The organism is Rhizobium sp. BK312 (genome assembly GCF_014193605.1).
GTDB lineage: Bacteria > Pseudomonadota > Alphaproteobacteria > Rhizobiales > Rhizobiaceae > Rhizobium.
Genome location: NZ_JACHZP010000002.1, coordinates 105,940 through 132,460, shown reverse-complemented (window position 1 = coordinate 132,460; position 26,521 = coordinate 105,940). Strand labels below are relative to the sequence as shown.

The window sequence follows — 26,521 nt, the reverse complement described above, 5'->3', positions numbered from 1 at the left end:
TTACTCCGAAAAGGTGAGATGAAGGTTCAGGTGGCGGTCGATCGTCACCTGCGTGCCGGCAGGAATGGCAAAAGTCGTATCGTCCTGGGCTACGACGGCGGGGCCGCTGAAGCGGCCGCCCGGATGCAATTGGTCCCGCCGGTATAGCCCGATCCATTCGAATGCCTTGCCGGTATAAACCGGTATTTCGCGTTCCGGCTCGGCCATGCCGACAATCTCGTCGAGGCCGACGGTCGTTTGCGGCGCCGGCCCGGCGCCGATGGCGGACAGACGGAGATTGACGATCTCGATCCCGCCGTCCGGGTCGGCAAAATCATAGAGGCGGGCGTGCATGGCATGGAACGCCTCTTCCATCGCGGCGAGATTGCCTTCCGCTACCCAGGCCGCCTGCAGCGGAACCTCGATTTCAAAGCTTTGACCGACATAGCGCATGTCGGCGGAAATCCGCAATTCGGCAGGTCCTTCATGGCCCTGCTTGATGAGCCAGCTCCGCCCTTCGTCCGACAGCGCCTCCAAGGAACCGCGCAGCAACGGCACGGCTGCCGGCGATAGATGCGTGAAGACCGTCTTGATGAAGTCGCCGCGCAGATCCGCGACCAGACCGCCGAGAGCCGACACCACCCCCGGACGTGGCGGTCCGATGACCTTGGCCATGCGGAATTCGCGAGCAAGGAACGCGCCCAGCATCGGGCCGCCACCGCCGAACGGCATGAGGGTAAACTCCCGCAGGTCGACCCCGGCCCGCGATGCCAGCTTCTCTACCTCGACGAACATCTCCGAGATAGCGATATCGAGAATAGCCTGGGACACCTCTTCAACCGAGCGACCGATACGCTCGGCAAGCGTCGAGACGGCTGCGCGCGCCAGCCCGACATCGACCTGCAACTGACCGTAGGCCATTTCGCTGTGCCCCAGCCAGCCGCAGACGGCCATGGCATCGGTCACGGTCGCTTGCGTGCCGCCGCGGCCATAACAGGCGGGACCGGGCGTCGAGCCGGCCGATTCAGGCCCGACCCGCAAGACGCCATGAGCGTCGATGCTGGCAATGGAACCGCCGCCGACGCCTATGGAGCTGACGGAGACCGAGGGAATGTGAAGCGGAAACTCGCCGATCAATTCGCCTGTCCCGAATTGCGGCTCGCCGTCGATGATCAACGCGAAGTCTGCCGAGGTGCCGCCGATGTCAAGGGTGAGGACATGTTTCTCACCGGCGAGACGCGCCAGCCAGGCGGCGCCGATCACGCCCGAGGCCGTACCGGAAAGCAGCATCTGGACGCAGGAACGCTTTCCTTCCGCCGCGTTCATGACGCCGCCGTTCGATTTCGTCAGCAGGGCCGGCGCCTTCACTCCGCGCGATGCGAGCTTGTCTTCGAGAGCCGTCAGGTAACCCGAAACCCTCGGATGGACGTAGCCGTTGAGGATCGCGGTCGTCGTGCGCTCGTATTCGCGAATGACCGGCCACACTTCCGAGGAGGTGAAAACGAAGAGATCGGGTGCGAGTTTTTCGATTTCGCTCTTGATGGCGGTTTCCTGAGCATCGTCGCGCCAGGAATGCAGAAAGGATATGATAATGCCCGCCGCGCCCTTGGCTCTTGCGGCAGCCACCGCCGCGGCAACCGCTTTCATGTCCGGCGCCCGCGCTTCGCTGCCATCGGCCCGCAAGCGCGCGGGGATGCCGAAGATCATGTCGCGTGCGATCAGCTGTTCCGGCCGCGAGCAGAAAAGAGAATAGACGTCAGGCATTTTCAGCCGTGCGAGCTCGATGACATCTTCGAACCCGGCATTCGTCAGGAGCGCGAGCGACACGCCGCGTCTCTGAATGACGGTGTTGATACCGACCGTGGTGCCGTGAACGAAGCGACTGATTGCCTCCGGCTGCAACCCCTCGCGCTCGGCAAGCAGGGAAAGCCCGGTCATCAACTCCGCACCCGGATCATCGGGCGTTGTCAGCACCTTCAATGAAGCAATGCGACCGGAGCGGCTTTCCAGCGCGCAGAAATCGATGAAGGTGCCGCCAATATCGACGCCGATCTTCCAATCCTGCTGCGAAGCCTCTACTGCTTGTCTTGCCGCATCCGCCATATCCGTTCCTTTCCTTTGCCTGTTCCGAAACTGGCATGGACGGGTCGGCAAGGTCCAAGAGCGAAAACGCCAAATGTCATAAGCCGGACTTATGCTCTGACGACCGGCAAACCCCATAGGCCGGACTTATGGGCATTGCGTAATCCCGACTTTGACAGCGCCGAGCCGGGTCGGACAGGATGGGGACTGTTTTCAGCCCCTGGAGATCCTCAATGGATGCTATCGTGCTGGGCGGCGGGCTCATGGGAGCTGCCTCCGCCTTTTTTCTCGCCCGGCGCGGCATCCGCGTGACACTTATCGAACGCAATCGGGTCGGGAGCGGCGCTACGATAGCGTCATTCGGCAACGTCAGACGAAGCGGCCGGTATATTCCGCAATTGCCGCTTGCTCACCGCTCGCTTGCCCTGTGGCGAGAGGCCGAGGCCATGCTGGGACGAGACGTGGAATTCCGCGCAACCGGCCATCTACGGCTGGCGTTCAGCCAGGAAGGGCTTGCCGCGATGCGATCCTTCGTCAAGGAGGCCCGGCCGTGGGGACTGGAGCTGGAGGAGCTGACCACGAAAGACGTGCGGTCTCGCTTTCCCGGTCTTGGCCCCGATGCGATCGCGGCATCCTTTTCCCCGAAGGATGGAAGCGGCAATCCGCGTCTTATCGCACCGGCTTTCGCTCATGCCGCCCGAAAATTGGGCGCCGACATCGTCGAAAATGTCGGCATCGGCGCCATCAGAAAAAGTGCCTGTGGATTTCAGGTCGAAACGTCGAAGGGTTCGCATGAAGCCTCGATGTTGCTGAACACCACGGGTGCCTGGGGTGCGCGCATCGCAAGCCTGTTCGGGGAGGAGGTTCCGATCGTTGCCAAAGGTCCGCAAATGGGCGTGACGGAACCTCTCCCCTATCGCATTCTCGCGGTCGTCGGCGTCTGGGCACATGATCACGGAGGCGGTTATCTGCGGCAGGTGGAACGGGGCAACATCGTCTTCGGTGGCGGCGCCGAGCGCACCGACGTTTCACTCGATACCGGATACGCCAAGGCAGACCCGGCTCGCTTGCCGGGACAGCTTCGTTCGCTGCTGCCGATTTTGCCGGCGCTGAAAAACGTTGCGGTCATACGCACTTGGTCGGGTTGCGAGGGCTATGTCGAGGATGGCCTTCCGGTGATGGGATGGTCATCGACGACACCGGGGCTCTTCCACGCATTCGGCTTTTCCGGCCATGGTTTCCAACTCGGACCCGGCGTTGGCGACGTCATGGCGGAAATCATGGCGACAGGGAAAACGGATATTCCGCTGCAGGAGTTCCGCATCGAGCGCTTCGCAAAGCCGAATTGACTTTCAGGCCGATTTGCCTCGCCGGCTTCTGCTAAACTGGTTTCGTCAACAATCGACGACGGAGCCGCATAAGCACTTGGGATCGCTCTCCGAGATCCGCTTTCATCTGGATGTCAGGGCGAGAGGGATCGTGCACAGCGAATAGCGCCGTAACAAGCGGCGAAGGTGCCTGTCGCCGCTTGACGCCTCCGGTGAGCGATGAACAATTCGCGCTCAAGCACCATGCAATTCCCGCCTACCTCAAGGAACGAACATGACAGTCACTTTGACGAAAAGGGCAGATATCAATCTCCAGTCCGTTCTTCGCGTCGCCTGGCAGGGGGAGAATGTGAAGATCTCCGACGCGGCCATCGCCGAGATTGCCCGTTGCCGTGAAGCATTCCTGCTGCTGATCGACAATGATCCGACGATCATGATCTACGGTGTCACGACGGCGATGGGAGAGCTGGCAAGCACGCGTCTTTCCCGGGAAGAGCGCGACCGCCACGCCCGGATCAAGGCCTTTGCCGCCGCGACATCCTTCGGCGATCCCTATCCCGAACGTGTCGTCAGGGCGATGGTGTTTGCCCGTCTTACTAATTTCATCGAGGGCAACGCTGCGACCACCCCACGTATCGCGCTGGCGGTCGCCGACATGCTCGATGGCTCTCCGTTGCCGACAGTCGCATCGTCAGGCCAAGGCGGCGCCGGAGAAATTCTTGCGCTCTATCCACTGTTTGCCGAGCTGACGGCTCGCTTCGACCTCGAAGTCAAGGAAAGAGGATCCCTCATCAACGGCTCGCCCTGCGCGGCGGCCCTTCTGGCGGATGCTGCCCTTGCAGCGCGGCGGCGTCTTCATCTTGTGGAACAGGTCTTCGCCCTGTCGATCGAGGCGTTCCGCGCGCCTATGGAGCATTATGACGCAGCGCTAGAGCAGCTCTGGGGCGACGAACATGAAGCAGCCGCCCTTCGCGCATTGCGCACGCTTCTCGCGGGCGCCGGCAGCGATCGCCGCAACTATCAGGCTCCGGTGAGCTATCGCATCGTGCCTCGCGTGCTGGGCCATGCCCATCGCGCCGTCTCCGCCGCCGAGCGCGCGGCAAATCTGTCGCTTGCCTCGGCCTCGGACAACCCAGTCTACATTCCGCCCGACAAGGAGCATCCGCTCGGCCGGTGCATCAGCACGGGTGGCTATCATAATGCGATGGCCGCGCCGGCGCTGGATGATCTTGCCGCCATCTGGGCCGACATCTGCCTCCTGTGTGACCGCCATGGCTCCAAGCTCCTGAACGGCGCGGTGTCGCATCTGCCCGACATGCTGATGGTCGGCCGTCATCCGAGCGACAGCGATGGCCACGGCAGCCTCGGCTACGTGCCGATGGCGACAACCGGATATCTCGAACAGGCGAAACTCGCCGCACAGCGGACCTTTATACCCGGCACGGAATCGGCAGGATCAGGTCAGGACGATGTCGCCGCCACCGCCTTCCTGGCCTGGGCCAAGGAAGAACGAGCGGGCCGCTGCCTGGACGCCTGCCTGGCGAGCCTTGCCATGATCGCTTCGCAGGCACTTCACGTTACCGGCCGTCAGGCGCCGGCTGCATTGCATGATTTCGTTTCGGAGGTGCGCGGCGTCGTGCCTCCGGTCGATGACGATCGCGTTCTCGGGCCGGAGTTGTCGCGCCTGGCAACACTGTTCACCTCGAAGGCATTCACACCCTGACGCCCCCTGCGTCTTCGCACAGTCATCACCAGGATCTTGTTCTCATGAACGGTCGCCTGGCTGATCACGAGAGCTTCGATGTCATCGCCAGGGGAAGGCCAGTCCGTAGCCGCCTGCCTGACTAGGAGCAGATAAAGCACGTTGCTGTCGAACATCTTGTAGAACTGCGCTTCGGTGACCGTTTCCGGCGGACCAAACTCATAGACACCCGAGTTATTGACCAGGATATCGATGCGTCCATATTGGCGACGTAAGCTGCTGGCTAAGGGAGCAATCATGCCCTTTCGTGGATGGCGCCGACCTCAACATGCGTTCAGCGTTTGCTCGTGCCCGATCTGGCTGATCATGGACGGCGAAAGGATGCCCCTATGTGGCGATCCGGCAATCTGTCACCTTCACCAAAAAGCTTTCTGCGAAGCGAGCCCTGTTCATAAGCGGTTTTGTAGAGGCCGCGCTCCTGAAGCGCCGGCACCACAATGTCGATAAAGTCCTCAAAGCTCTCCGGCACGACCGTGCGGGTAAGATTGAAACCATCAATCTCGCCTTCATCCATCCATGACGAAAGCTCATCGGCAACCTCCGTGGCATCGCCGACAACGACCGGGTAACGCCCACCCATGGCGAGCTCCTGCAGCAACTGTCGCTTTGTCCAGCCGCGTTGTTGAGCAATCTGCGTTGCCGATTGGCTCGCATTGGATTTGCCGTAGATGATGGTCTCATCGAGATCGTACCTGGAAAAATCGATGCCCGTGCCGGCCGAAAAATGCGCAAGCCCCGCCTCCGGATTGGCATACCGCAGATATTCTGCGTGCTTGTCTCGTGCCGCCGAGACGGAGCGATCGGTTATGACGGTGATACCAAGGAAGATCTTTATGTCCTCTGGCTTTCTGCCCGCCGCCGCCACTGCCTCGCGCAACGAACGGGAGGCCGCGCGAGCGGAGTTCTTGTCAGGGGCTGCGATGAAGACGCATTCAGCATGTCGCGCTGCAAACTGCTTCCCACGGCCGGACGTTCCGGCCTGATAAAGAACCGGCGTGCGCTGGGGCGACGGTTCGGCCAGGTGATAGGCCTGCGAGCGGTAAAACGGCCCTTGATGGTCGATCACGTGTACCTTTGATGGATCGGCATAGATACGCCTTTCCTTGTCGATCAAGACCGCATCGTCCTCCCAGCTTTCCTCCCACAGCCTGTAGAGCAGGTCGAGATAGTCATCGGCGCGATCATAGCGGGTGTCATGCTCGATCTGGTTGTCAAGACCCAGGCCGCGCGCCGCGCTGTCGAGATAGCCCGTCACGATGTTCCAGCCGACGCGGCCATCGGTTAGATGATCCAGGGTCGAGATCCGTCTGGCGAAAATATACGGCGCGTCAGCACTGGCATTGACGGTGATGCCAAATCCAAGGTTCCGGGTCACGGCCGCCATCGCGGAGACGAGCAGGAGAGGATCGTTGACCGGCAACTGAATGGATTCACGAAGCGTCAAATCGGCGGAGCCCTGATAGACGTCGTAGACGCCCAAGATGTCGGCAAGAAAGATACCGTCGAACAGCCCGCGTTCCAGCGTGGCGGCAAGCGAGATCCAATAGTCGAGTGTCTTGTAGCGATGCGACTGATCCCTGGGATGCGCCCATAGTCCGTGATTGATGTGCCCGACGCTGTTCATGTTGAACGCATTGAGCAATATCTGTTTTTTCCTGGTCGCCATCTTCAGCTATTCCGATTTCAGATCGCGCCGTGGCGCGGTGGCCGTTTGCCATTGAGATAATAGTTGCCGATGGCCTGATATTTCCAGCGCACCGGGTCATGCAGCGTATGGGTGCGGGCATTACGCCAATAGCGATCGAAGTTGTCATCCGAAAGCGTCGATGAGGTGCCAGACAGCTCGAACAGCTTGTTGGCGGCAAGCAGGCTTGCCTTGGTCGTCAATATCTTCGCTTCCGCAACGGCGATCGAGGCGTGGGCAACGCTGTCCTCGGTCATATCAGCACGAGCCGCATCCGTTGCGTCTGCGGCTCGCTTGAGCAAGCCTTCCGCAGCCCGCAGCCGCAGCCAGACATTCCCGACGTTTTGCAGCGTCAAGGGATCTTCCGAGGCACGTTCGACCTTTGAATCCAGCCAGGGCCGGGCCCGTTCGCGGATGAACTGCAACATTTCCCGATAGGCACCCTGCCCTATGCCAAGATCGATGGCCGCATGCATGATTTGAGCGACCGGACCGATCGTCGTCGGGCGTTCGAAGGAAGACTGAAAGGGGACGATCCATTCCGGATCGATCTCCACCTGATCGAATCCGACCGAGCCACTTCCGGTAACCCGCTGCCCGAAGCCGTCCCAATCGTCGACGATCGTCACACCGGGTGCATTTCGTGGGATGAAGGCGAGATAAGCGACGTCCCTTGCGTCCTCCTCAGCAACGACAAGGGTCGGAATCCAGTGCGCGTAAATGGCGCCTGTGCAGTAAAATTTTTGCCCGTGAACTATCCACTTTCCCCGCTCGCGAAAAAGCCGGGTACGTCGCTTGAAATCGCGCTGGCCGATTTCCGCCAGCGCATTGCCAAAACGTTCGCCCGCCAGTACGCGCTCGAAAAAGAAGCGTTGTTGCTTGACCGAGGCTCCGACACGCAAGACTTCAAGCGCGTAAAAGTGGTTTTGAGGAATCTGCGACAGCGATCCATCCGCGGCACCGATAATGGCAATCAACTGAGCTAACGTGTGCGTCGACACATCAGCACCGCCGAACTCACGCGGCACGGTAATGCCCCACAAACCAGTTTCGCTGAAACGCTCCAGTTCACGCCATGGCAAGACGCGATCCCTGTCCCGTTCCGCGCTACCGGCGGCAAATTCTGCCGCCAGGACGGTTGCCACCGCGATCGCCTGCTCGTCGTCGGAGATGAGATCGGGTCGCCGCAGCGGCGGCGGTGCGGGTTCGACGGGGATGCGAAAGTCGGTATCAGTCACGGTTTTCCTCGCTAGTTCCATTGATGGCGGGCCGGGAATATGCCGTTGAGCTGATAATTACCGAGCAAATGATATTTCCAGCGTACGGGGTCGTGAAGCGTATGCACGCGCGCATTTCGCCAATGCCGATCCAGATTGTGGGCGGCCCGCGTCGCCGCGGATCCCGCGACATCGAAGAGCTTTTCAGCCGCCTTCAGCGCGACTTCCGTCGTCAATATCTTGGCTTCGGCAACGGCGGCAGAGGCTCTGGCGCTCTCCGCTTCGCCGACAGGCGCCTTTGCCACCTCGTCGATAACGGCACCCGCTTCATAAAGAAGTGCTTGCGCTGCGTGCAAATCCACATGGAGGTCACCGATTTCATGCAGGATCGTCGGATCCTCGCTGGCCGACTGCAGGCCGGAATCCATCCAAGGTCTTGCGTGATCGCGGACAAAGGTCACCGCATCGGCAATCGCGGCCGCTGCTATGCCGGAATCGATCGCCGCCTGAATGAGCTGCGAGACGGGACCGGAGATACCGGGTCTGTCCGCATAGGACCAGACTGGGAAAACCAAAGCTTCATCTATCGGTACGTCTGTAAATTCCACCGAGCCGCTGGCCGTCGTACGCTGGCCGAAAGAAGACCAATCGTCGATGACGCGCACGCCCGGCGCGTCATAGGCAGCCCAGACCTGGATCGCACGCCCGTCATCGTCGACGGCGCGCGTCGGAATCCAATGAGCGAAAATGGCGCCAGTGGAATAAAAGCGCCGCCCGGTCAATCTTAATCCATCTGCCCCGCGCGCCAGGCGAGTTGAGCTGTGGTTGATCGCCTTCTGGCCACGCTCAGGCCCTGCATTGCCGATGCGATAACCGGCAAGGATATCGCCGTAGATACGGGCTTTCTGCTGTGGCGACCCCACATCGCGCAGCAGCGCCAGCACGCCGAACTGGTTCTGCGGAATCTGACCGAGTGCAGGGTCGGGTGCGCAAAGGATTTCGAAGACCTTGGCAAGCGTTACGCAGGAGACGTCGGCGCCGCCGAATTCCTTCGGCACTGTGATGCCGCCGAGGCCGCTTGCGGTATATTCCTCCACCTCATCCCAAGGAAGGCGACGAACGCGGTCCCGTTCTGCCGCACCCGCCGCGAAACGAACCGCGAGGCCGTGGGCAATCTCCAGCGCCTCGGCATCCGAGCGGATCAGATGTGGAGTACGCGGTGGCAAGGGGCGCCTGATGGTGCTTTCTTCTTTCGAGCCGGACGCAGCCGGCACGGCATCAGGTTCAGTCATGGAGCTACTCCGGATATTGTCGCTGATATTAGCGCGCTCGCAGGCGCCGCACGGCATGGTCGCCTGCGAACTGCACCAAACAGACCATGGCAATGAGCACGACGATGACCACTGCCATGACGGTGGTATCGAAGCGCTGATAGCCATAGCGGATCGCCATGTCTCCGAGACCGCCTGCGCCCACCGCGCCTGCCATGGCCGAGGCGCCGATCATGCTGACGATGGTGATGGTAAAGCCGCCGACGATGCCCGGAAGCGCTTCTGGCAGAAGCACATGGCGCACGATGTGCCAGCGTCGGCAGCCGATCGCCTGGGCAGCTTCGATCAACCCGCCGTCGACCTCGCGGAGGCTGACTTCGGCAATGCGCGCAAAAAACGGCGTAGCGCTGATGGAAAGCGGCACGACGGCGGCCCACACACCAATCGTCGTTCCGGTGAGCCATCGCGTCAATGGCAACAACGCCACCAGGAGAACGATGAACGGCGTGGCCCGAAAGCCGTTGATGATTGCGGCGAGAATGCCATGCAACCGCGGCGCATGGATGAGGCCGCCAGACGCCGAAAGCACTAGGAAGACGGCAAGAGGAATGCCGGCGATAAATGCGATGAGAGCGGAAGCACCGACCATCGCAATCGTATCAAGAAACGCCTGCCACAGGCGTTCATACATCATGGTCGACATAACCCAATACCCTGACTTGATGAGCAAGATCGGCAAATTGCGAGGGGACCGTCGGATTGCTCCCCGTCCGGCGTACTGCAATCAACAGCCGGCCGTGAACGCGACCCTCAATGCGGTCGAGCGAGCTCTGCAGCAACCGCACGGAAGCGCCGGTCGCGCTGGCTATTCTAGAAAGGTCGGGTTCCAAGCCACCCTCACCAGTATAGACCAGTTCCCAGATAGCCTGCGAATGCTCGTTGCGCAGCGAAGATCGCAGATGCCTGGCTATATCCTCCGGGATTTCGCGGTTGAGGGGTCGCAAGAGCGCCTGCGTGGCAGAATGCTGCGGATTGCCGAAAATGCGCCAGACCGGCCCGGCTTCGGCAATCTCACCCTCATCGAGAACTAGCACGTGGTCGCAGATCTCACGGATGACGCTCATTTCATGAGTGATGAGAATGATGGTCAGCTTGAGACGGCGATTGATGTCCTTGAGCAGCCCCAGGATGGAAAGCGTCGTCTCCGGGTCGAGCGCCGATGTCGCCTCGTCGCAAAGGAGGATTTCCGGCCTATGAACAAGTGCGCGCGCAATGCCCACGCGTTGCTTCTGACCACCGGAAAGGCGCGACGGATAGGCGCGCTCCTTACCTTCCAATCCCACCAGCGACAGGACTTCGGCCACTCTTTCTTCGATCTGCCGGCGCGGCACGCCTGCAACGATCAATGGCAAAGCGACATTGCCCCAGACAGTCTTGGCTGAGAGAAGATTGAAGTGCTGGAAAATCATGCCGATGCGTCGTCGCAACGCGACCAGCGCATCCTCATCGAGCACCGAAATGTCTTGTCCGTCGACCAAGACCTTTCCGCCGGTCGGCTTTTCCAGGCGGTTTATAGTCCGCAGCAAGCTGGATTTTCCGGCCCCGCTTCGCCCGATGATACCGTAGATCGCACCCGCCGGCACATCGAGGCTGATGTTCTTGAGGGCATGGACCGGACCAGCCGCCGACGAATAAATCTTCTCGACACCGTCAAAAGCTACCGACCCCATCGGAGAGCTTGACAGCGGCTGACCGACAGCGGCGGCGTGCTGCAAGGTGCCGCCGCTCGCCGCCGTCTTGTGTTCCGGATCCTGCCTTATCCGCTCGATCAATTCAGCCATGGGAGCGTATAAAGCTTCTGATCATTGGCGAATGCTTTGCTGATTGCTGCCCGTACGGCCGGCGAATTCTGATAAAGCGCCACGAGCTCCTTAATCCCGGCATCATTTACCTTTTGCTTTTGTACTGCAAAAATGATAGCAAATTGCTTGTCGTCCACACCGGAATAGATAAGGCCCGAGCTCGGATCGAAGGCCTTGGATGCGACGATGAAGTGCGGATAGCCCTGGGCCAGGTCGACATCACCGGTCACGCGCGCAAGCTGTGGACCCTCGACTTCGTTGAAGGTCAGCTTCTTGGGATTGTCGACGATATCGTCGAGCGTGCCCTTGAAGCCCGCGCCATCCCTGAGCTTGATAAGCCCAGCCTTTTGCAGCAGGAGCAGCCCACGACCTTGATTGACGGGATCATTGGCGATCGCAACCTTTCCATTTTGCGGCACATCGGCAAAATTCTTGTACTTCAAAGAATAGATACCGATATTGGCGAGAACGCCGATGCCTGCGCTGACAAACTCATAGCCCCGTTCTTTGATCGCATTGTTCAGGAACGGCTGATGCTGGAAATAGTTGACATCGATATCGCCGGATTGAAGCGCGATGTTTGGCGTCGTCCAGTCGCTGAATTCGACAACCTGAATATCCAAGCCCTTGGCCTTTGCCTCGGGGATCACCGCCTCGATGGAGTCGGCATAAACGCCCGGCACAACGCCCACTTTGATTGTCTCGGCCTGTGCAACCCCCGTCGCTGCAAGTAGAATTGCGGAAAAAAGACCTGCAATATGAATTCTCATGTCGTCCTCTCGGGTTCAATGACACGGAAGATAAAGACCACAAATTTTATAGGCAAAGACGGAAATACCCACCATCGAGGCTATATGGAATATTTTTTCTCCAGTCCGTCCGATTTGCCATGATGTCTCTCAAAACTGCTTAGGCAAAAGCCGCAATCCTTCTTCTGCGCCCTATTGCATCGGGAGCAGGAAAAAGGTGGACTAGCCTGTCGGCTTCGGTAAGCCGGACGATATAACGTCCCGGCTTACCGATCGCTTCTGACCATGATGGATGAGGCGTTTCCGCATCGATAATGACGCACTCGCCGTTATGTCCTGTGCCCCCTATGGGCTGGCGGTCACCTAGACTTCAAATCGCTAACGATGTTCGACAAAAGCAACGCTGGCATCGCTGACGATGGCGACATGCGAATAGGCCGCCTGTCTGGCCGCCTGGGCGTCTGCGCGCATGATTGCGGTGACGATGATATCGTGCTCATCGAAGGACTTGGCAAGGCGTCCGGGAAGGCGGAATTGTGCGCGACGGAAGGGGGCAAGCCGGGCGCGCGTTTGCGTCACAAGCTCGAGGATATGGTCGTTATGCGCGCCACGATAGAGCTGATTGTGAAACTCGACATTGTATGTGGCATAATCTTCCTCGGCGCCGGCACGCACCAGCCGGGCGGAAGCGTGATGTTGGCGCTCAAGGGTGCGACGTTCATCAACGGTCATTCGTTCCGCCGATAGGCGCGCGCAAATGGCTTCAAGCTCCGCCATTGCCTCAAACATCGAATGCAGATAGGCACCACTAACATTCGTCACAACAGCACTGCGGTTCGGTTCACGGCCGACAAGCCCCATCGCGCCAAGTTCGCGTAAGGCTTCGCGAACCGGGGTCCGTGATACCTCGAAGCGGGCCGCCAGCGTTATTTCGTCAAGCTTCTCGCCCGGCAGGAGCGCTCCCGTTACAATCATATCGGCCACAGCCCGCACCATCTGTTCGACGGTCGTTCCCGGCCTCACAACTTCCCTACGCTTGATCTGCTTCACAGAAATAGGCGAATCCTCAACATCTTGCATACAGATGTATGCACGAACGAACCAAAGTCAATTGTCAATTTAATTAGTTGTTTTTCAATGATATTTTTTAACAGAAAATCTCTGTCGAATTGGTCTCTGCGGCGTTCCTCGCAAAATGAAGATTAAAAAAAGTGCATTGCTTATTTCAGGGCATTATTTCAATAGAATCTGCATACACTTTTTGCGGCTAAGACTTCTATTAGACTTTAATACAATGATATCATTCACTTAATATCTGGCATGATGATTGCATACACTTTCATGTGATCCTTTTTACGAACCGGGCGCCAGCCCCAAGGAGCATTCCCATGACCAGACTCCTTCACATGACTCGCCGCAACTTTCTCCAGGCTTCGGCTGCAGGTGCAGTCACCAGTGTGGCGCCGGGCCTTCTGTCATCTCGCGCCTACGCCCAAACCGCCCTCACCGTCGGCTTCATCTATGTCGGCCCAAAAGATGATTATGGCTACAACCAAGCCCATGCCGAAGGCGCTGCCGTCGTCAAGGCGCTTCCTGGTGTCACCGTAGTCGAAGAGGAAAACGTCCCTGAAACCGTCGATGTTCAAAAGACGATGGAATCGATGATCAACCTTGACGGTGCCACGCTGATCTTCCCGACTTCATTCGGTTATTTCGACCCGCATATGCTGGCCATGGCCGCCAAATATCCCAACATCCAGTTCCGCCACTGCGGCGGTCTCTGGCAGGCCGACAAAAACCCGGTCAATACCGGCTCCTATTTCGGTTACATTTTCCAGGGTCAATATCTGAACGGCGTGACCGCCGGTTATGCCACGAAGAGCAAGAAGATCGGCTTTGTTGCAGCCAAGCCGATCCCGCAGGTTTTGCAAAACATCAACGCCTTTCTGCTCGGCGCGCGCTCCGTCGATCCGGCCATCACCTGCCAGGTGATCTTCACGGGCGAATGGTCACTGGCTGTCAAGGAGGCCGAAGCGACCAACGCGCTGATCGACCAGGGGGCGGATGTCATCACCTGCCATGTCGACAGCCCGAAGGTTGTCGTCGAAACCGCCGCCGGCCGCGGTGCCTTCGTCTGTGGCTATCACGCCAACCAGAGCCCCCTTGCACCGGCGAAGTATCTGACTGGCGCGGAGTGGGCCTGGGGGAATGTGTACTCCGATTTCGTCAAGAAGGCGCAGGCCGGCGGAAAGCTCGGCAATTTCGTTCGCGGCGGTCTGAAGGACGGCTTCGTCAAGATGAGCCCGCTCGGCCCCGGCGTTTCGGATGAATCCCGCAAGAAATTCGAGGCGACGCTTGCCGAGATGATGGCGGGAAAATTCTCGGTCTTCAAAGGCCCGATCAAGGACAACAAGGGCAATGTCGTCATCACCTCGGACAAGAGCTTCGCCGAGGACGCAATCGAACTCGAAAGCATGAACTATCTCGTCGAAGGCGTTGTCGGCTCCACGGCCTGATTATCGAGGGAGAACCGTCATGACGGTTGAAGTCAACGAGCCCGCATTGTCCATCGTCCAGCAGAGGCGGGCGCAGCTGCGCCCGGCCCTCGAATGGCTCGCGCGACGGGCCGAGCCTGTGGTGATCACGCTTGGCGCAATCCTGGTCGGCCTCGCACTGTTCTCCCTCTTCATCCTGGCCGTCGGCAAATCGCCGGCCGACCTCTTTCGCTTCATGTATGCCGGCGGCTTCGGCAGCTGGTTTTCCATCCAGAACAGCTTGAGCCGCGCCTCCCCGCTGCTACTCACTGCGCTTTGCGTTGCGCTGCCGGCCAGACTCGGTCTCGTCATCATCGGCGGCGAAGGCGCCGTCGTCCTCGGCGGTGTGGCGGCCGCGGCGATCACATTGCCGATCATCGGCCTGTTGTCGCCGATCATCGTTCTTGTCCTCATGGCGCTTGCCGCCATGACAATCGGCGGCATTTGGATCGGTCTTGCCGGCTTCCTTCGCCATTATCGCGGCGTCAACGAAACCATCTCCTCACTGCTGCTCGCCTATATAGCCATCGCCTTGATGAACCAGTTCGTCGAAGGACCGCTGCGCGATCCGGCAAGCCTCAACAAGCCCTCCACCAAGCCACTGCCACACGACTATATGCTCGGCAATATTCCAGGCATGGACGTGCATTGGGGCCTCGTCATCGGCATTATCGCCTGTGTTTTCTCGTGGATATTGCTCGAGATGACCAGTTACGGTTTCGCCGCTCGCATCGCTGGCGGCAATGTTCGAGCCGCGCAGATCCAGGGCTTGCCCGTGGGGCGGCTGATTGCCGGTTTCACGGCAATTGCCGGCAGCTTCGCCGGCCTTGCCGGCATGATCGAGGTCGCCGCGGTCCAGGGCAGTGCCAATGCTTCGCTTGCCGCCGGGTATGGTTATACCGGCATCCTTGTCGCTTTCCTGGCGCGTCACAATCCGCTTGCGATCATCCCGGTCGCCATCCTTCTCGGCGGCATCGACGCATCCGGCGGCCTGATCCAGCGCCGCATGGGCCTGCCCGACGCGACCGTCCTCGTGCTGCAGGGCACGCTCTTCGTCGTCATCCTTTTTGGCGAAACCTTCTATGGCCGCTTCAAGATCTTCAATCCCGACCTTTGGAAAAGGAGCGCATGATGGACGATACCGCAATCGGTCTCTGGGGCGTGCCTCTCGCCATCCTCGCCGGCGCGATCCGCGTCTCGACGCCCTTCATCTTCGTCAGCCTCGGCGAGACGATCACCGAGCGTTCCGGCCGCATCAATCTCGGCCTTGAAGGCACGCTCGTATTCGGCGCCATGACGGCCTATGCGGTCGCCGTGATGAGCGGTTCGGCCTGGCTCGGCGTGCTCGGCGCGATGGCAACCGGGGCGATCTTCGGCGCTGTACACGGCTGGATCTGCAAATGGCCGAAGGTCAACGACATCGCCATCGGCATCGCCATGATGCAATTCGGCCTCGGCCTCGCTTTCTTTCTCGGCAAGTCCTTCATCCAGCCTGTCGCGCCGCACCTGCCGGCGATCCCCTTCGGTTTCTGGTCAAACCTGCAGCCGGTACAGGCAGCGTTGAACATCAACATCCTTTTTATTCTCGGTGCAGCTCTCGCCCTCGTCCTCTGGTGGGCATTCAGGAACACCAGGATCGGCCTCATGCTGCGCGTCGTGGGCGACAGTACGGACGCGGCGCGCGCCATGGGCATCGACCCCGATCGTGTCCGGCTGCTGGCAACCGCTGTCGGCGGTTCGCTGGCTGCGATCGGCGGCGCCTATCTATCGCTCTACTATCCAGGCTCCTGGAACGAGCGCATCTCCTCTGGACAGGGCCTGATGGCCGTGGCGCTGGTGATCTTTGCGCGCTGGAACCCGATCGGCTGCTTCGTTGCCGCACTTCTCTTCGGCGGTGCCGGCGCGCTTGGCCCAGCTTTGCAATCCGTCGGCGTGACGCAGGGATATTATCTCTTCTACGCCGCTCCGTACGTGCTGACGCTCGTCATCATGATCATCACCTCCTCGCCCACCCGCGCGCTTAGCGGCGCTCCCGGCGCGCTTTCGCTCACCAAATAGGAAGATCAGCCATGAACAGTCTCGCAGCCGCAGCCATCGTTCAGAAACTGACTTACATCAACGCCGATCCCTATAAATGGCCCTATAATGGCGCCCTCAGACCGGACAACACAGCGCTCATCATCATCGACATGCAGACGGATTTCTGCGGGCCTGGCGGCTATGTCGATCACATGGGCTATGATCTTTCGCTGGTACGCGCGCCGATAGAGCCGATCAAACGGGTTTTAGCCGCCATGCGCGCCAAGGGCTATCATATCATTCATACCCGCGAGGGTCATCGCCCCGATCTTGCCGACCTGCCTGCCAATAAGCGCTGGCGCTCGCAGCGCATCAATGCCGGCATCGGCGACCCCGGCCCCTGTGGCCGCATCCTCGTGCGCGGCGAGCCCGGCTGGGACATCATCGAGGAACTGAAACCGATAGACGGCGAGACGATCATCGACAAACCCGGCAAGGGTTCCTTCTGTGCTACAGATCTGGAGCTGATCCTGAACCAGAAGCGCATCGAGAACATCATTCTCACCGGCATCACGACCGACGTCTGCGTTCACACCACCATGCGCGAGGCGAATGATCGCGGCTTTGAGTGCCTGTTGCTCGAAGATTGCTGTGGCGCGACCGATTACGGAAATCACCTTGCCGCCATCAAGATGGTGAAGATGCAGGGCGGCGTCTTCGGCTCGGTTTCCAATTCCAAGGCCTTGATCGAGGCATTGCCCTGATGCCTTCACTACGTGCCCATGTCTATCGTGTTTCTGCGCAAGGACCGGACGATACCTCCGGGGTCGAAGCGCTTTTTGCCGACGGCCTGGCGGCCAAGAATGTCGTAGCTATACTCGGCAAGACCGAGGGCAATGGCTGCGTTAACGATTTCAGCCGCGGCTATGCTACCCGCAGCTTCGAAACACTCTTTCGACAGCACGGCGCCGATGACGTCTCGCTCGTCATGTCCGGGGGGACGGAGGGGGCACTCTCGCCACACTGGACGGTGTTCGCGCGAGAAGTGGTAGATGCGCCGGCCGAACGCGCGCTGGCGATCGGGGTTGCGCGTACGCCTTCGCTGCCAGCCCAACATCTCGGACGGCGCGAACAGGTTCTGCTTGTGGCTGAAGCTGTGCGTGTAGCGATGCGTGACGCCGGCATCGACGACCCAAGCGATGTCCATTTCGTCCAGATCAAATGCCCGCTCCTCACGCTCAGCCGCATCAGCGCGGCTGAAGCCGAGGGAAAGACACTCGCCACCCGCGACACGTTGAAATCGATGGGCCTGTCGCGCGGCGCATCGGCGCTCGGCGTGGCGGTCGCGCTCGGCGAGGTTGACGAAGGAGCGCTCCGCGACACCGACATCTGTTACAGCCATGAACTCTTCTCGCGCCGCGCCTCTGCCTCGGCCGGCGTTGAATTGACGGATCACGAAATCATCGTGCTCGGCATGAGCGATCGATGGTCGGGGCCGCTGGCGATCGACCATGCGGTAATGCGTGATGCCGTCGATGTAGCCGCGGTGCGCGAGGCATACGAACGCCTGCCGGCCAACAGCCGCCTCGCTGCCGTTCTCGCCAAGGCCGAACCGGATCCGACCGGAAAGATTCGTGGCAAGCGCCATACGATGCTGGACGATTCCGATATCTCAGGCACGCGCCATGCGCGCGCCTTCGTTGGCGGCGTGCTCGCTGGCCTCTTCGGCATCACGGATCTCTACGTCTCCGGCGGCGCCGAACATCAAGGGCCTCCCGGCGGTGGTCCCGTCGCCATCATTGTCGAAAAGGAGCATTGAGGTGAGCATAATTCGCGATACCCCTCTTCCACAGGCCGGCAAGGCGGTCGGCATCGAAACGCTCGACATGACCATGCGTTTTGGCAGCTTCACAGCACTCGACCACGTATCCGTAAGTATTCCTGCAGGTACCTTCCACGCGCTGCTCGGTGAAAACGGCGCGGGGAAATCGACGCTCGTCAAGTGCATCATGGGCTTCTATCACCAGACCTCAGGTTCCCTGTCTGTCGACGGTCGCGAGGTGGCGGTCGCCTCCCCGAAGGACGCAGCTACTTATGGTCTTGGTATGGTTTACCAGCATTTTACGTTGGTGCCGTCGCTCACAGGTGCGGAAAATCTCGTCATCAGCCGCACCGAAGTACCCGCTATCGTCAACTGGGCCAAAGAGCGTAAGGCGCTTGCGGCCTTCATGGAGCGGATGCCCTTCAAGATCCCGCTCGACCGGCGGGTCAGCGAGCTTGCCGCCGGCGAAAAGCAGAAGCTCGAAATCGTCAAGCAGCTTTATCTTGGCCGCAACTTCCTCGTACTTGACGAACCAACCTCGGTGCTGACGCCGGCGGAGGCAGATGAGATGCTCGGCCTGGTGAGGGGCATGACCGAACGCGGCGAGCTGACCGTTTTGATGATCAGCCACAAATTCCATGAGGTGACGAAATTCGCCGACGCGGTCTCGATCCTGCGACGTGGCAAGCTTGTCGGCGGCGGCAAGGTCGGCGAACTCTCAACGGCGGATATGGCGGCGATGATGATCGGCGACATCAAACTCGCTGAACTCGATACTCGCATTCCCGTCGCAGATACAGCAAAACCGGTGTTGCAAGTCGAACGGGTCAAGGCTCCGGACCGTTCCGGCCTGAAGACGATCGAGATCGACAAGCTGACGGTGCGTTCCGGCGAGATTGTCGGCATCGCTGGTATTTCCGGCAATGGCCAGAAAGAGCTCACGGAAATTCTCGCCGGGCAGCGGCCGACCGAGACTGGAGCGATCAGCGTTAACGGCGAGATCTACGGTGCAACGCGGCCCGAAACACGAAAGAACAACGTCCGCTTCATTCCGGAAGAGCCCCTGCAGAATGCCTGTGCGCCGCGCATGACCGTCAGCGAAAATCTCGCCTTCCGCACCTTCGACCTGACGGAGACCGGCACTGACGCGATCTGGCTAAACAGGGGCCGGATGAAGAAGCGGGCGACATCGCTGATTTCCGACTTCAAGGTGAAGACAGCATCGTCCTCTTCGCCGATCGCGGCCCTTTCTGGCGGCAATGTTCAGCGTGCCGTGTTGGCGCGGGAGCTGACGGGCGACGTTGATTTGTTGATCGTCTCCAATCCCTGCTTCGGCCTCGATTTTTCTGCCGTGGCCGAAATCCGTGCCCGTATCATGCGTGCCCGCAACGCCGGGGCGGCTGTGCTGCTTTTGTCGGAGGATCTCGACGAACTTCTGGAAATGTCGGATCGCATCATGGTGATCTCCGAAGGCAGGCTCGTCTACGAAACAACGGCGCAGACCGCCGATGTCTCGGTGATCGGCGCTCACATGGCGGGACATCACTGATGACCGACATCAAGGCTCAACCGTTCCCCTTCCCGCTGCAACGCGACGCCGTGGCATTGATCGTCATCGACATGCAGCGTGATTTTGCCGAGCCTGGCGGCTTCGGCGCCAGCCTCGGCAATGATGTCAGCCGCATCACGAGGATCATCCCCGATGTGAAGCGGCTGATCGCGGGTTTCCGTTCAGCCGGCCTGCCGGTGATCCATACGATGGAATGCCACAGACCTGACCTTTCCGACCTGCCGCCCGCCAAGCGCGACCGCGGCAATCCTTCGCTCAGGATCGGTGACAAGGGACCAATGGGCCGCATCCTGATTGCCGGCGAGCCTGGCACGGCAATTCTTCTCGAGCTCGCACCCATCGATGGCGAGATTGTTATCGAGAAACCCGGCAAGGGCGCCTTCTACGCCACCGGACTCGGCGACATCCTGAAGCGTAAGGGTATCAAGCAGCTCGTCTTTGCCGGTGTCACCACTGAAGTCTGCGTCCAGACCACCATGCGCGAGGCCAACGACCGCGGCTATGAATGCCTGCTCGTCGAAGAGGCAACCGAAAGCTATTTCCCCGAATTCAAGTCTGCCGCCATCGCAATGATCCAAGCGCAGGGCGCTATCGTCGGCTGGACGGCGCATATCGATGACATTCTGGAGGCCATCAACCATGCCTGAAACAACTCGCGAACTGTTGACGGCGGGTGGCTGGAAAGAACTGGAATTCGGACCCTTCCGACCGGACGTGACGATCCACTGGATCCGTCCCTTCGAAGGCGACCAGCCCGGCGTGGCACTGCTGAAATACGAGGCCGGAGCCTCGGTGCCGCGCCATCGCCACGAAGGGCTCGAAACCATCCTGGTGCTTGAAGGCACCCAATCCGACGAGGCCGGCGACTACGGCAGAGGAAGCTATGTAGTGAATGCTGCCGGCACCGAACATTCAGTCTGGAGTGACACCGGTTGCGTCGTGCTCATCCAATGGGACCGGCCCGTCAAAATACTCGAAGAGAAAACAACATGAGAGCGGGACCAGCTTTCGACATCGCTTCCCTACACGCAGCCTACCAGAACGGTCTGACGGCCGCCGACATGATCGGCACGGTGTTTGCGCGCATTGCTGAGGTGAACGATCCCGGCATCTTCATCCATCTTGTCGACATAGGGGATCTGCTCGTCGAAGCTGAAGCGCTAGGCGCCTTCGACCCGGCGACAAAACCGCTTTGGGGCATTCCCTTTGCCGTAAAGGACAATATCGACGTCGCCGGCATGCCGACGACCGCTTCGTGCCCCGACTACGCCTATATGCCCGACACAGATGCCACCGTTGTTCGCCTGCTGAAAGAAGCCGGTGCTCTGGTAATCGGTAAGACAAATCTCGATCAATTCGCAACTGGCCTCGTCGGTGTCCGCACTCCGTATCCCGTTCCGCGCAACGCCATGGATGCCGATTTGGTGCCAGGCGGATCGAGCTCCGGTTCAGCCGTGGCGACGGCGCAGGGTATCGTCAGCTTCGCGCTCGGCACCGATACTGCCGGATCGGGTCGCATTCCAGCCGGCCTCAACAATATCGTCGGCATGAAACCCAGCCTCGGCGCATTGTCGACAAGCGGCGTTATTCCCGCCTGCCGCACGCTGGATTGTGTTTCAATCTTCGCGCTGACGGTCGACGACGCCTGGCGGGTATTCGAGGTTGCCGCATGTCACGATGCCAAGGACGCCTATTCGAAAACCATTCCGGCCAATGGGTTTAGGCAAGCACCGCCGGTCCTGACCATCGGCGTGCCGGCGAGGGCCGACCGGTTGTTCTTCGGTGACGCCGTCATGGAGGCGGCCTATGACGAGGCCTTGCGTATGTTGACGAAACTGGGCCATCGCTTGGTGGAAGTACCGTTTGGCGATTTCTACAAGGTGGCAAACCTGCTTTATGAAGGCGCCTGGGTGGCCGAGCGCTATGCGGCGGTCAAGGATTTCTTTGACGCCAAGGAGGCGAGCTTCCATCCCGTCACCCGCGGGATCTATGGCGGCGCCAAGCAGCTTTCGGCCGCGGACGCCTTCAAGGGTCTCTATGCGCTGCAGGCCTTGAAACAGAAGGTTGCTCAGCTGATCGCATCGGTTGATCTCTTTTGTGTACCGACGGCGCCGACACATTACACACGTGCCGACCTTGAGGCCGAACCGATCCGTGAAAATTCGCGTCTCGGCACTTACACCAACTTCGTCAATCTGCTCGACATGTGCGGCATCGCCGTGCCAGCGGGCATACGCAGCGACGGTCGTCCAGCCAGCGTGACCCTGCTGACATCGTCGGGACGCGACGGCCTCACGGCTTCGCTTGCCCGTGACATTCACGCAAGCAGCGGCTTGGCGCTCGGCGCAACCGGATGGCTGCAGCCGAAGCCGAACGATACGATCAGCGTTGACGAAGCCGGGCTGATCGATATAGCGGTGGTCGGCGCCCATCTCTCCGGCATGCCGCTGAACGCACAACTCCTTGCCCTCGATAGCCGCTTTCTGCGGAAAGCACGAACATCGGATTGCTATCGGCTTTATGTCTTGCCGGGGCAGAAGCCGGCAAAGCCGGGACTTATCCGTGTTCCACAGGCGACAGGCGGTCAAATCGATGTCGAAATCTGGCGAATGACCCCGGCCGCGTTCGGCCAATTCGTTGCGGCCATCCCCTCACCCCTCAGCATCGGCACCCTTTTTTTATCGGATGGCACGTCGACCAAGGGATTTCTGGTCGAAGCCACCGCCATCGCCGACACGACGGATATCACGCATTATGGCGGATGGCGCACTTATATCGCTGCGACGGTGTAAGGCTTCAAAGAAGCGCCGATAATGCGCCACCGCACATCTAAAGAAGTTCCTGCAAATCCATTTTTCAGATGAAGATTAAGAAACGGATTGGAACCCGCGACCTCGGTCATTCGACGCCTTCAGTGATGGTTCACGGTCGCTCCAAAAACGGTCTCTCTTAAAAATGCAAATGCTCCCTATTGACGATAGGCGCATATGCTCTTATTTTCGCTCTTATAAGAGCATATGCCCTTATATAAAGAACAGGAGCGAGATTATGAGTGAAGCCGAGGTACTTGTAAGCGGAGCAACCGGACGGACCGGCGGTGCCGCAATCGATGAATTACTTAAGATGGGCAAGTCGGTGCGCGCCTATGTGCGTTCGGACGATGAGCGGGCGACGGCCCTTAGGCAGCGGGGAGTTGATATCGCCATCGGCGACTTCACTCATATAGACAGCATCCGTGCCGCCATGGAAGGCGTCCGATCGGCCTATTTCCTGCATCCGATCGCGCCAGGCATCATCGGCGCCGCGGCCTATTTCGCACAGGCCGCAAAGGAAGCGGGCGTCACAGCAATCGTCAACATGTCGCAGATATCGGCGCGCCGCGAATCGGCGAGCCACGCGGCGCAGGACCATTGGATTTCCGAGCGGGTCTTCGACTGGTCCGGCGTGCCAACGACCCATCTTCGCCCCACCTTCTTTGCCGATTGGCTCGTTTATCCGCATTTCGCAAAGGAGATATGGGCGACGAAAAAGATCGAGTTTCCGTTTGCTGATGGGCGTCACGCACCGATCGCGACCGATGATCAGGGGCGGGTGATTGCGCATCTTTTGGCAAATCCTGGGGGGCATGAGGGCAAGATTTATCCCCTCCATGGACCGATCGAGATGAACCATACCGAGATCGCTGCCGCCATGAGCGAAGTGCTCGGCGCAAAGATCGACTATGCGCCGACTTCGATCGATGTGTTCAAAGACAAGATGGAAAATCTCTACAAGTTTCCGCCTTTCCTCGTGCAGCACCTGGTCGAAGTTGCCCAAAACTATCGTGATGGCATCTTTGTGGGCACGAACGATGCTGTTGAGAAAATCACCGGAACGCCAGCACTCTCGGTCCAGCAATTCATCACCAACAATCGTGCCGCCTTTGCGTGAGCACCGTCGAGGTAAGGAGCTTGAACAATGTCGAATATTCAAGGCGAGCGTCACCCGTTTCTGGACGACCTGACTGCGGACGCGGAGCTGACCAGTTCCGTGCTGCGAGGTCCCGTCATCGGACGCGACGAGATCAAGCTGGCCGTCAACACAGTCGGGGCCTTCTACGCTTCGCAGGATCCCACGTTTCTCGAGACTGTCGGCGCGCGCCTCTTTCTTGAATACGAGGCGGTTCTGACAAGCGGGGAAAGGCTGAACGCCACCGTCGTCGTCGATCGCAACTCTGATGGTTCGGTACCACGCGTCAGTGTGCGGATGAGCCCGCTTGGTGCTGTGTTATCTCTTGCCGCCAATCTTCGCGAGGCACTCTCCGGCCGGTTGCCGGAAGACCTTCTTCTTTAAACCGAACGCCCACAGGCAGGTATCGATATTGGATGCCCTGATCTGTGGCTTTAGAGAGGTAATTTGTCATGGATGTCACCAACGCCACCGTCTTCATTACCGGAGCTAATCGCGGCTTGGGCCTCGCCTTCGCACGCGAAGCCCGTCGTCGCGGAGCAAAGAAGGTCTATGCAGGCATGCGCAATACGAACGGCTTCGACGAACCGGACATCGTTCCCGTCCGGATCGATGTCACGGATAAAGCATCAATCGCTGCGGCAGCGGAACTGGCGACGGATACCGATCTGCTGATCAACAACGCGGGCATCGCTGCCCTTATCGACGGGCCTCTGGCAAACGATGTCGAAGAGCAGTCGCAGCGTCTATTCGATACCAACTATTATGGCGTCGTCCGCGTCACGCAGGCCTTCGAGCCGATCCTGTCGGCCAAGCCGCGTGCTGCCATCATCAACGTGCTATCCGATATCGTGTGGCTTCCGCGGCCTATTTTGACACCCTATGCTGCATCAAAGGCGGCGGCATGGAGCTTCACGAACCAGCTTCGCTTTCACCTTCAGGATCGTAGCATCCAGGTTCTCGGTCTGCATGTGGGTTTCGTGGATACCGACCTGACCAATGGCATCGATGTGCCAAAAGCCAGCCCGGGAGATGTGGTGCGCCAAACCTATGAAGCGCTCGCCGCCGGCAAGAGCGAGATCATGGCCGACCAGGGAACGGCACTACTGAAGAGCACGCTCGCTGCCGAGGTACCCGGTTATATCACGCCGCCGGCAGGATTGTTCTAAGCGCCAAAATGGTGGAGAAACCGCCAAGCCGCAGGCTATGTGATGCGGAGGCCTTGGCCTTTGCGCCATATAGCCTGCGGACAATAAGCAGGATTCGAAAGGAAAGCGACATGTTGTCAGCGAACCAACCGCTTGGAATCGATCAATGCAATTGCTCCGCCATGAGAAAGGCGAGCCGACAGATCACGCGGTTCTACGATGCCCATCTTGAATCCGTCGGGCTGCGTATCACGCAGTTCCTGACCCTGGCGGCTCTCGACGAAGCTGACGGTGCCACCGTCAACGCTCTCGCGGAACGGCTCGATATCGAGCGGACGGCGATGGGAAAGATGGTTGGCTTTCTGGAACGCGACGGTTTCGTCACGATCAAGCCATCACCCGCGGACGGTCGAGTTCGTATCATTGAACTCACGGACGAAGGCCGACGCTTGCATGAGAGAGCGGCTCCCCTCTGGCGGGATGCGCAGCAAGAATTCGAACGACTGAACGGTAGGACCAATGTCGCAACGCTCCGGCAAGGCCTGAGAGAGATTGTCGTTGGCGACTTGCCGGCCGTCTCGTCCGGAGACTGAGCCTTCGGAAGAGGCCCGCCGATCACGAACCAATCAAATGGACGAACGTCAACGGGAGCGGGAAAAGGCTGGGGGTAGGCTGTGAGGTCGAGCTTTGCCTGTTTGAGACGGCCGTATGGCACCACACGCCGTCCACCGAGATGTCGATGAGCTGTGCACCATGGGCGGGAACTCGGCGTGTGCGGCGTTGTAAAGGGCCATCTGATCGCCGCAGACGGGACTCTAGTTGGTGGGATAGAAGGCCAGGATCACAGGAGCGCCGCGAAGGTCTTCCAGAGCTACGGTCTGGTCTCGATAGTATCACCGTCGTGGCGCTAACACTCAGTTGACCAAATCGAGGAAGATCCTAATTAAGCGCAAAGCGACAAAATTACCGGTCTCCCTTAGGTTGCAGTAACGAGAGATGCTGGTGAAGCATATTTGTCGAAAGCGTTGGTGATACGACATTGCGGCATCTCAGTCTTCGCCCGGTTCATCTTCCGTGATCTTTTTCAACAGGAACAGTAGCGCAACCCGTTCGGCAGGGTTAAGCCGTCCCATCGTCTTTTCGCTGATGATATGCGCGTTCGGATACATGGAGCGCAGGACCGCTTCACCCTTCGCCAGCAGTGAGATGATAACCTTGCGGCCATCGGCAGCGTCCTTAGAGAGATTGATGAGACCACGCGCCTTGAGGCGCTCCACGATGCCGCGAATAGTTGCCTGATCGACCGAGGTTGCCTTCACCAGCTCGGCCTGCGAACTTGGGCCACGGTCGTGGAGCGTACAAAGGGTGACAAACTGCACGGAGGTCAGGTCGGGATCGCTAGCATTTTCCTGGAAAATCGCAAGATGCCGCTGATAGGCCTTGCGCAACAGATGTCCAACCTGCTCGGTCACCTGATAGCCCGCCCGCGGGTCCGCTTCTCCGATGTCGCTATTTTCTGCCATGCTCGCGTCGTCCGCTCCTATTG

General features: G+C 59.6%; 24 protein-coding genes and 1 pseudogene. 15 read left to right on the top strand and 10 right to left on the bottom strand.

Features of this window, described 5'->3' with window-relative positions:
* Complete coding sequence (locus FHT85_RS05315) at nucleotides 1–2,082, bottom strand: hydantoinase/oxoprolinase family protein (RefSeq protein ID WP_112410232.1); 2,082 nt, start codon at nucleotides 2,080–2,082, stop codon at nucleotides 1–3.
* A gap of 212 nt (nucleotides 2,083–2,294) precedes the next feature.
* Here FHT85_RS05315 and FHT85_RS05310 point away from each other — a divergent pair, with 212 nt between their 5' ends.
* On the top strand, nucleotides 2,295–3,410 hold the full coding sequence (locus FHT85_RS05310) for an NAD(P)/FAD-dependent oxidoreductase (RefSeq protein ID WP_112410231.1): 1,116 nt from the start codon (nucleotides 2,295–2,297) through the stop codon (nucleotides 3,408–3,410).
* 253 nt (nucleotides 3,411–3,663) lie between these two features.
* Nucleotides 3,664–5,112 (top strand): aromatic amino acid lyase, encoded by a 1,449-nt coding sequence (locus tag FHT85_RS05305; protein ID WP_112410230.1) that lies wholly within the window; start codon nucleotides 3,664–3,666, stop codon nucleotides 5,110–5,112.
* A gap of 116 nt (nucleotides 5,113–5,228) precedes the next feature.
* Here FHT85_RS05305 and FHT85_RS05300 read toward each other — a convergent pair.
* From FHT85_RS05300 to FHT85_RS05265, 8 genes and pseudogenes are all read right to left on the bottom strand, one after another.
* Nucleotides 5,229–5,390: pseudogene (locus FHT85_RS05300) on the bottom strand (SDR family NAD(P)-dependent oxidoreductase); the annotation flags it as partial.
* A gap of 65 nt (nucleotides 5,391–5,455) precedes the next feature.
* Nucleotides 5,456–6,817 (bottom strand): LLM class flavin-dependent oxidoreductase, encoded by a 1,362-nt coding sequence (locus FHT85_RS05295; protein WP_183774013.1) that lies wholly within the window; start codon nucleotides 6,815–6,817, stop codon nucleotides 5,456–5,458.
* 17 nt (nucleotides 6,818–6,834) lie between these two features.
* Nucleotides 6,835–8,094, bottom strand: coding sequence for an SfnB family sulfur acquisition oxidoreductase (locus tag FHT85_RS05290; RefSeq protein WP_246779888.1), 1,260 nt, complete (start codon nucleotides 8,092–8,094; stop codon nucleotides 6,835–6,837).
* Complete coding sequence (locus FHT85_RS05285) at nucleotides 8,085–9,344, bottom strand: SfnB family sulfur acquisition oxidoreductase (protein WP_112410227.1); 1,260 nt, start codon at nucleotides 9,342–9,344, stop codon at nucleotides 8,085–8,087. The genes FHT85_RS05290 and FHT85_RS05285 overlap by 10 nt, the downstream gene beginning before the upstream one ends.
* A gap of 28 nt (nucleotides 9,345–9,372) precedes the next feature.
* The gene (locus FHT85_RS05280; RefSeq protein WP_112336051.1) at nucleotides 9,373–10,026 is read right to left on the bottom strand and encodes a methionine ABC transporter permease; all 654 of its coding nucleotides are present in this window, start codon (nucleotides 10,024–10,026) and stop codon (nucleotides 9,373–9,375) included.
* Entirely contained in the window at nucleotides 10,007–11,164 is a 1,158-nt protein-coding gene (locus FHT85_RS05275) for a methionine ABC transporter ATP-binding protein (protein ID WP_112410441.1), read from the bottom strand. Before FHT85_RS05275 ends, FHT85_RS05280 begins: the two co-directional genes overlap by 20 nt.
* Nucleotides 11,152–11,955 (bottom strand): MetQ/NlpA family ABC transporter substrate-binding protein, encoded by an 804-nt coding sequence (locus tag FHT85_RS05270; RefSeq protein ID WP_112410226.1) that lies wholly within the window; start codon nucleotides 11,953–11,955, stop codon nucleotides 11,152–11,154. Before FHT85_RS05270 ends, FHT85_RS05275 begins: the two co-directional genes overlap by 13 nt.
* A gap of 357 nt (nucleotides 11,956–12,312) precedes the next feature.
* Entirely contained in the window at nucleotides 12,313–12,984 is a 672-nt protein-coding gene (locus FHT85_RS05265; protein ID WP_015343694.1) for a GntR family transcriptional regulator, read from the bottom strand.
* A gap of 338 nt (nucleotides 12,985–13,322) precedes the next feature.
* Here FHT85_RS05265 and FHT85_RS05260 point away from each other — a divergent pair, with 338 nt between their 5' ends.
* From FHT85_RS05260 to FHT85_RS05200, 13 genes are all read left to right on the top strand, one after another.
* On the top strand, nucleotides 13,323–14,450 hold the full coding sequence (locus tag FHT85_RS05260) for a BMP family ABC transporter substrate-binding protein (RefSeq protein WP_112398810.1): 1,128 nt from the start codon (nucleotides 13,323–13,325) through the stop codon (nucleotides 14,448–14,450).
* Between the two features lie 19 nt (nucleotides 14,451–14,469).
* Nucleotides 14,470–15,600, top strand: a complete 1,131-nt coding sequence (locus FHT85_RS05255) for an ABC transporter permease (RefSeq protein ID WP_112336055.1) — start codon at nucleotides 14,470–14,472, stop codon at nucleotides 15,598–15,600.
* Nucleotides 15,600–16,526, top strand: coding sequence for an ABC transporter permease (locus tag FHT85_RS05250; protein WP_112398939.1), 927 nt, complete (start codon nucleotides 15,600–15,602; stop codon nucleotides 16,524–16,526). Before FHT85_RS05255 ends, FHT85_RS05250 begins: the two co-directional genes overlap by 1 nt.
* Nucleotides 16,527–16,537: 11 nt before the next feature.
* The gene (locus FHT85_RS05245) at nucleotides 16,538–17,251 is read left to right on the top strand and encodes a cysteine hydrolase family protein (protein ID WP_112410225.1); all 714 of its coding nucleotides are present in this window, start codon (nucleotides 16,538–16,540) and stop codon (nucleotides 17,249–17,251) included.
* Nucleotides 17,251–18,306, top strand: a complete 1,056-nt coding sequence (locus FHT85_RS05240; RefSeq protein WP_112410224.1) for a ring-opening amidohydrolase — start codon at nucleotides 17,251–17,253, stop codon at nucleotides 18,304–18,306. The genes FHT85_RS05245 and FHT85_RS05240 overlap by 1 nt, the downstream gene beginning before the upstream one ends.
* A gap of 1 nt (nucleotide 18,307) precedes the next feature.
* Nucleotides 18,308–19,858, top strand: coding sequence for an ABC transporter ATP-binding protein (locus FHT85_RS05235; protein ID WP_112410223.1), 1,551 nt, complete (start codon nucleotides 18,308–18,310; stop codon nucleotides 19,856–19,858).
* Nucleotides 19,858–20,526, top strand: coding sequence for a cysteine hydrolase family protein (locus tag FHT85_RS05230; protein ID WP_112336059.1), 669 nt, complete (start codon nucleotides 19,858–19,860; stop codon nucleotides 20,524–20,526). Before FHT85_RS05235 ends, FHT85_RS05230 begins: the two co-directional genes overlap by 1 nt.
* A complete protein-coding gene (locus FHT85_RS05225) occupies nucleotides 20,519–20,872 on the top strand; it encodes a cupin domain-containing protein (RefSeq protein ID WP_112410222.1) in 354 nt (117 codons plus the stop codon). The genes FHT85_RS05230 and FHT85_RS05225 overlap by 8 nt, the downstream gene beginning before the upstream one ends.
* Nucleotides 20,869–22,671, top strand: a complete 1,803-nt coding sequence (atzF, locus tag FHT85_RS05220) for an allophanate hydrolase (RefSeq protein ID WP_112410221.1) — start codon at nucleotides 20,869–20,871, stop codon at nucleotides 22,669–22,671. Before FHT85_RS05225 ends, atzF begins: the two co-directional genes overlap by 4 nt.
* A 256-nt stretch (nucleotides 22,672–22,927) precedes the next feature.
* Nucleotides 22,928–23,809, top strand: coding sequence for an NmrA family NAD(P)-binding protein (locus FHT85_RS05215; protein ID WP_112410220.1), 882 nt, complete (start codon nucleotides 22,928–22,930; stop codon nucleotides 23,807–23,809).
* Nucleotides 23,810–23,836: 27 nt separating this feature from the next.
* The gene (locus tag FHT85_RS05210) at nucleotides 23,837–24,211 is read left to right on the top strand and encodes a hypothetical protein (RefSeq protein WP_112410219.1); all 375 of its coding nucleotides are present in this window, start codon (nucleotides 23,837–23,839) and stop codon (nucleotides 24,209–24,211) included.
* A 68-nt stretch (nucleotides 24,212–24,279) separates the two neighbouring features.
* Nucleotides 24,280–24,996, top strand: coding sequence for an SDR family oxidoreductase (locus FHT85_RS05205; protein ID WP_112410218.1), 717 nt, complete (start codon nucleotides 24,280–24,282; stop codon nucleotides 24,994–24,996).
* 110 nt (nucleotides 24,997–25,106) lie between these two features.
* Entirely contained in the window at nucleotides 25,107–25,568 is a 462-nt protein-coding gene (locus FHT85_RS05200) for a MarR family winged helix-turn-helix transcriptional regulator (RefSeq protein ID WP_112410217.1), read from the top strand.
* Nucleotides 25,569–26,024: 456 nt separating this feature from the next.
* Here the strand turns inward: FHT85_RS05200 and FHT85_RS05195 are convergent, their stop codons facing one another.
* Complete coding sequence (locus tag FHT85_RS05195) at nucleotides 26,025–26,498, bottom strand: MarR family winged helix-turn-helix transcriptional regulator (RefSeq protein WP_041678274.1); 474 nt, start codon at nucleotides 26,496–26,498, stop codon at nucleotides 26,025–26,027.
* Nucleotides 26,499–26,521: the final 23 nt, after the last annotated feature.

Excerpts from the sequence above, each read along its gene's own strand:
- FHT85_RS05315 (WP_112410232.1), bottom strand. The coding sequence starts at position 2,082 with ATGGCGGATGCGGCAAGACAAGCAGTAGAGGCTTCGCAGCAGGATTGG.
- FHT85_RS05310 (WP_112410231.1), top strand. The coding sequence starts at position 2,295 with ATGGATGCTATCGTGCTGGGCGGCGGGCTCATGGGAGCTGCCTCCGCC.
- FHT85_RS05305 (WP_112410230.1), top strand. The coding sequence starts at position 3,664 with ATGACAGTCACTTTGACGAAAAGGGCAGATATCAATCTCCAGTCCGTT.
- FHT85_RS05295 (WP_183774013.1), bottom strand. The coding sequence starts at position 6,817 with ATGGCGACCAGGAAAAAACAGATATTGCTCAATGCGTTCAACATGAAC.
- FHT85_RS05290 (WP_246779888.1), bottom strand. The coding sequence starts at position 8,094 with ATGGAACTAGCGAGGAAAACCGTGACTGATACCGACTTTCGCATCCCC.
- FHT85_RS05285 (WP_112410227.1), bottom strand. The coding sequence starts at position 9,344 with ATGACTGAACCTGATGCCGTGCCGGCTGCGTCCGGCTCGAAAGAAGAA.
- FHT85_RS05280 (WP_112336051.1), bottom strand. The coding sequence starts at position 10,026 with ATGTCGACCATGATGTATGAACGCCTGTGGCAGGCGTTTCTTGATACG.
- FHT85_RS05275 (WP_112410441.1), bottom strand. The coding sequence starts at position 11,164 with ATGGCTGAATTGATCGAGCGGATAAGGCAGGATCCGGAACACAAGACG.
- FHT85_RS05270 (WP_112410226.1), bottom strand. The coding sequence starts at position 11,955 with ATGAGAATTCATATTGCAGGTCTTTTTTCCGCAATTCTACTTGCAGCG.
- FHT85_RS05260 (WP_112398810.1), top strand. The coding sequence starts at position 13,323 with ATGACCAGACTCCTTCACATGACTCGCCGCAACTTTCTCCAGGCTTCG.
- FHT85_RS05255 (WP_112336055.1), top strand. The coding sequence starts at position 14,470 with ATGACGGTTGAAGTCAACGAGCCCGCATTGTCCATCGTCCAGCAGAGG.
- FHT85_RS05250 (WP_112398939.1), top strand. The coding sequence starts at position 15,600 with ATGGACGATACCGCAATCGGTCTCTGGGGCGTGCCTCTCGCCATCCTC.
- FHT85_RS05245 (WP_112410225.1), top strand. The coding sequence starts at position 16,538 with ATGAACAGTCTCGCAGCCGCAGCCATCGTTCAGAAACTGACTTACATC.
- FHT85_RS05240 (WP_112410224.1), top strand. The coding sequence starts at position 17,251 with ATGCCTTCACTACGTGCCCATGTCTATCGTGTTTCTGCGCAAGGACCG.
- FHT85_RS05230 (WP_112336059.1), top strand. The coding sequence starts at position 19,858 with ATGACCGACATCAAGGCTCAACCGTTCCCCTTCCCGCTGCAACGCGAC.
- FHT85_RS05225 (WP_112410222.1), top strand. The coding sequence starts at position 20,519 with ATGCCTGAAACAACTCGCGAACTGTTGACGGCGGGTGGCTGGAAAGAA.
- atzF (WP_112410221.1), top strand. The coding sequence starts at position 20,869 with ATGAGAGCGGGACCAGCTTTCGACATCGCTTCCCTACACGCAGCCTAC.
- FHT85_RS05215 (WP_112410220.1), top strand. The coding sequence starts at position 22,928 with ATGAGTGAAGCCGAGGTACTTGTAAGCGGAGCAACCGGACGGACCGGC.
- FHT85_RS05210 (WP_112410219.1), top strand. The coding sequence starts at position 23,837 with ATGTCGAATATTCAAGGCGAGCGTCACCCGTTTCTGGACGACCTGACT.
- FHT85_RS05205 (WP_112410218.1), top strand. The coding sequence starts at position 24,280 with ATGGATGTCACCAACGCCACCGTCTTCATTACCGGAGCTAATCGCGGC.
- FHT85_RS05200 (WP_112410217.1), top strand. The coding sequence starts at position 25,107 with ATGTTGTCAGCGAACCAACCGCTTGGAATCGATCAATGCAATTGCTCC.
- FHT85_RS05195 (WP_041678274.1), bottom strand. The coding sequence starts at position 26,498 with ATGGCAGAAAATAGCGACATCGGAGAAGCGGACCCGCGGGCGGGCTAT.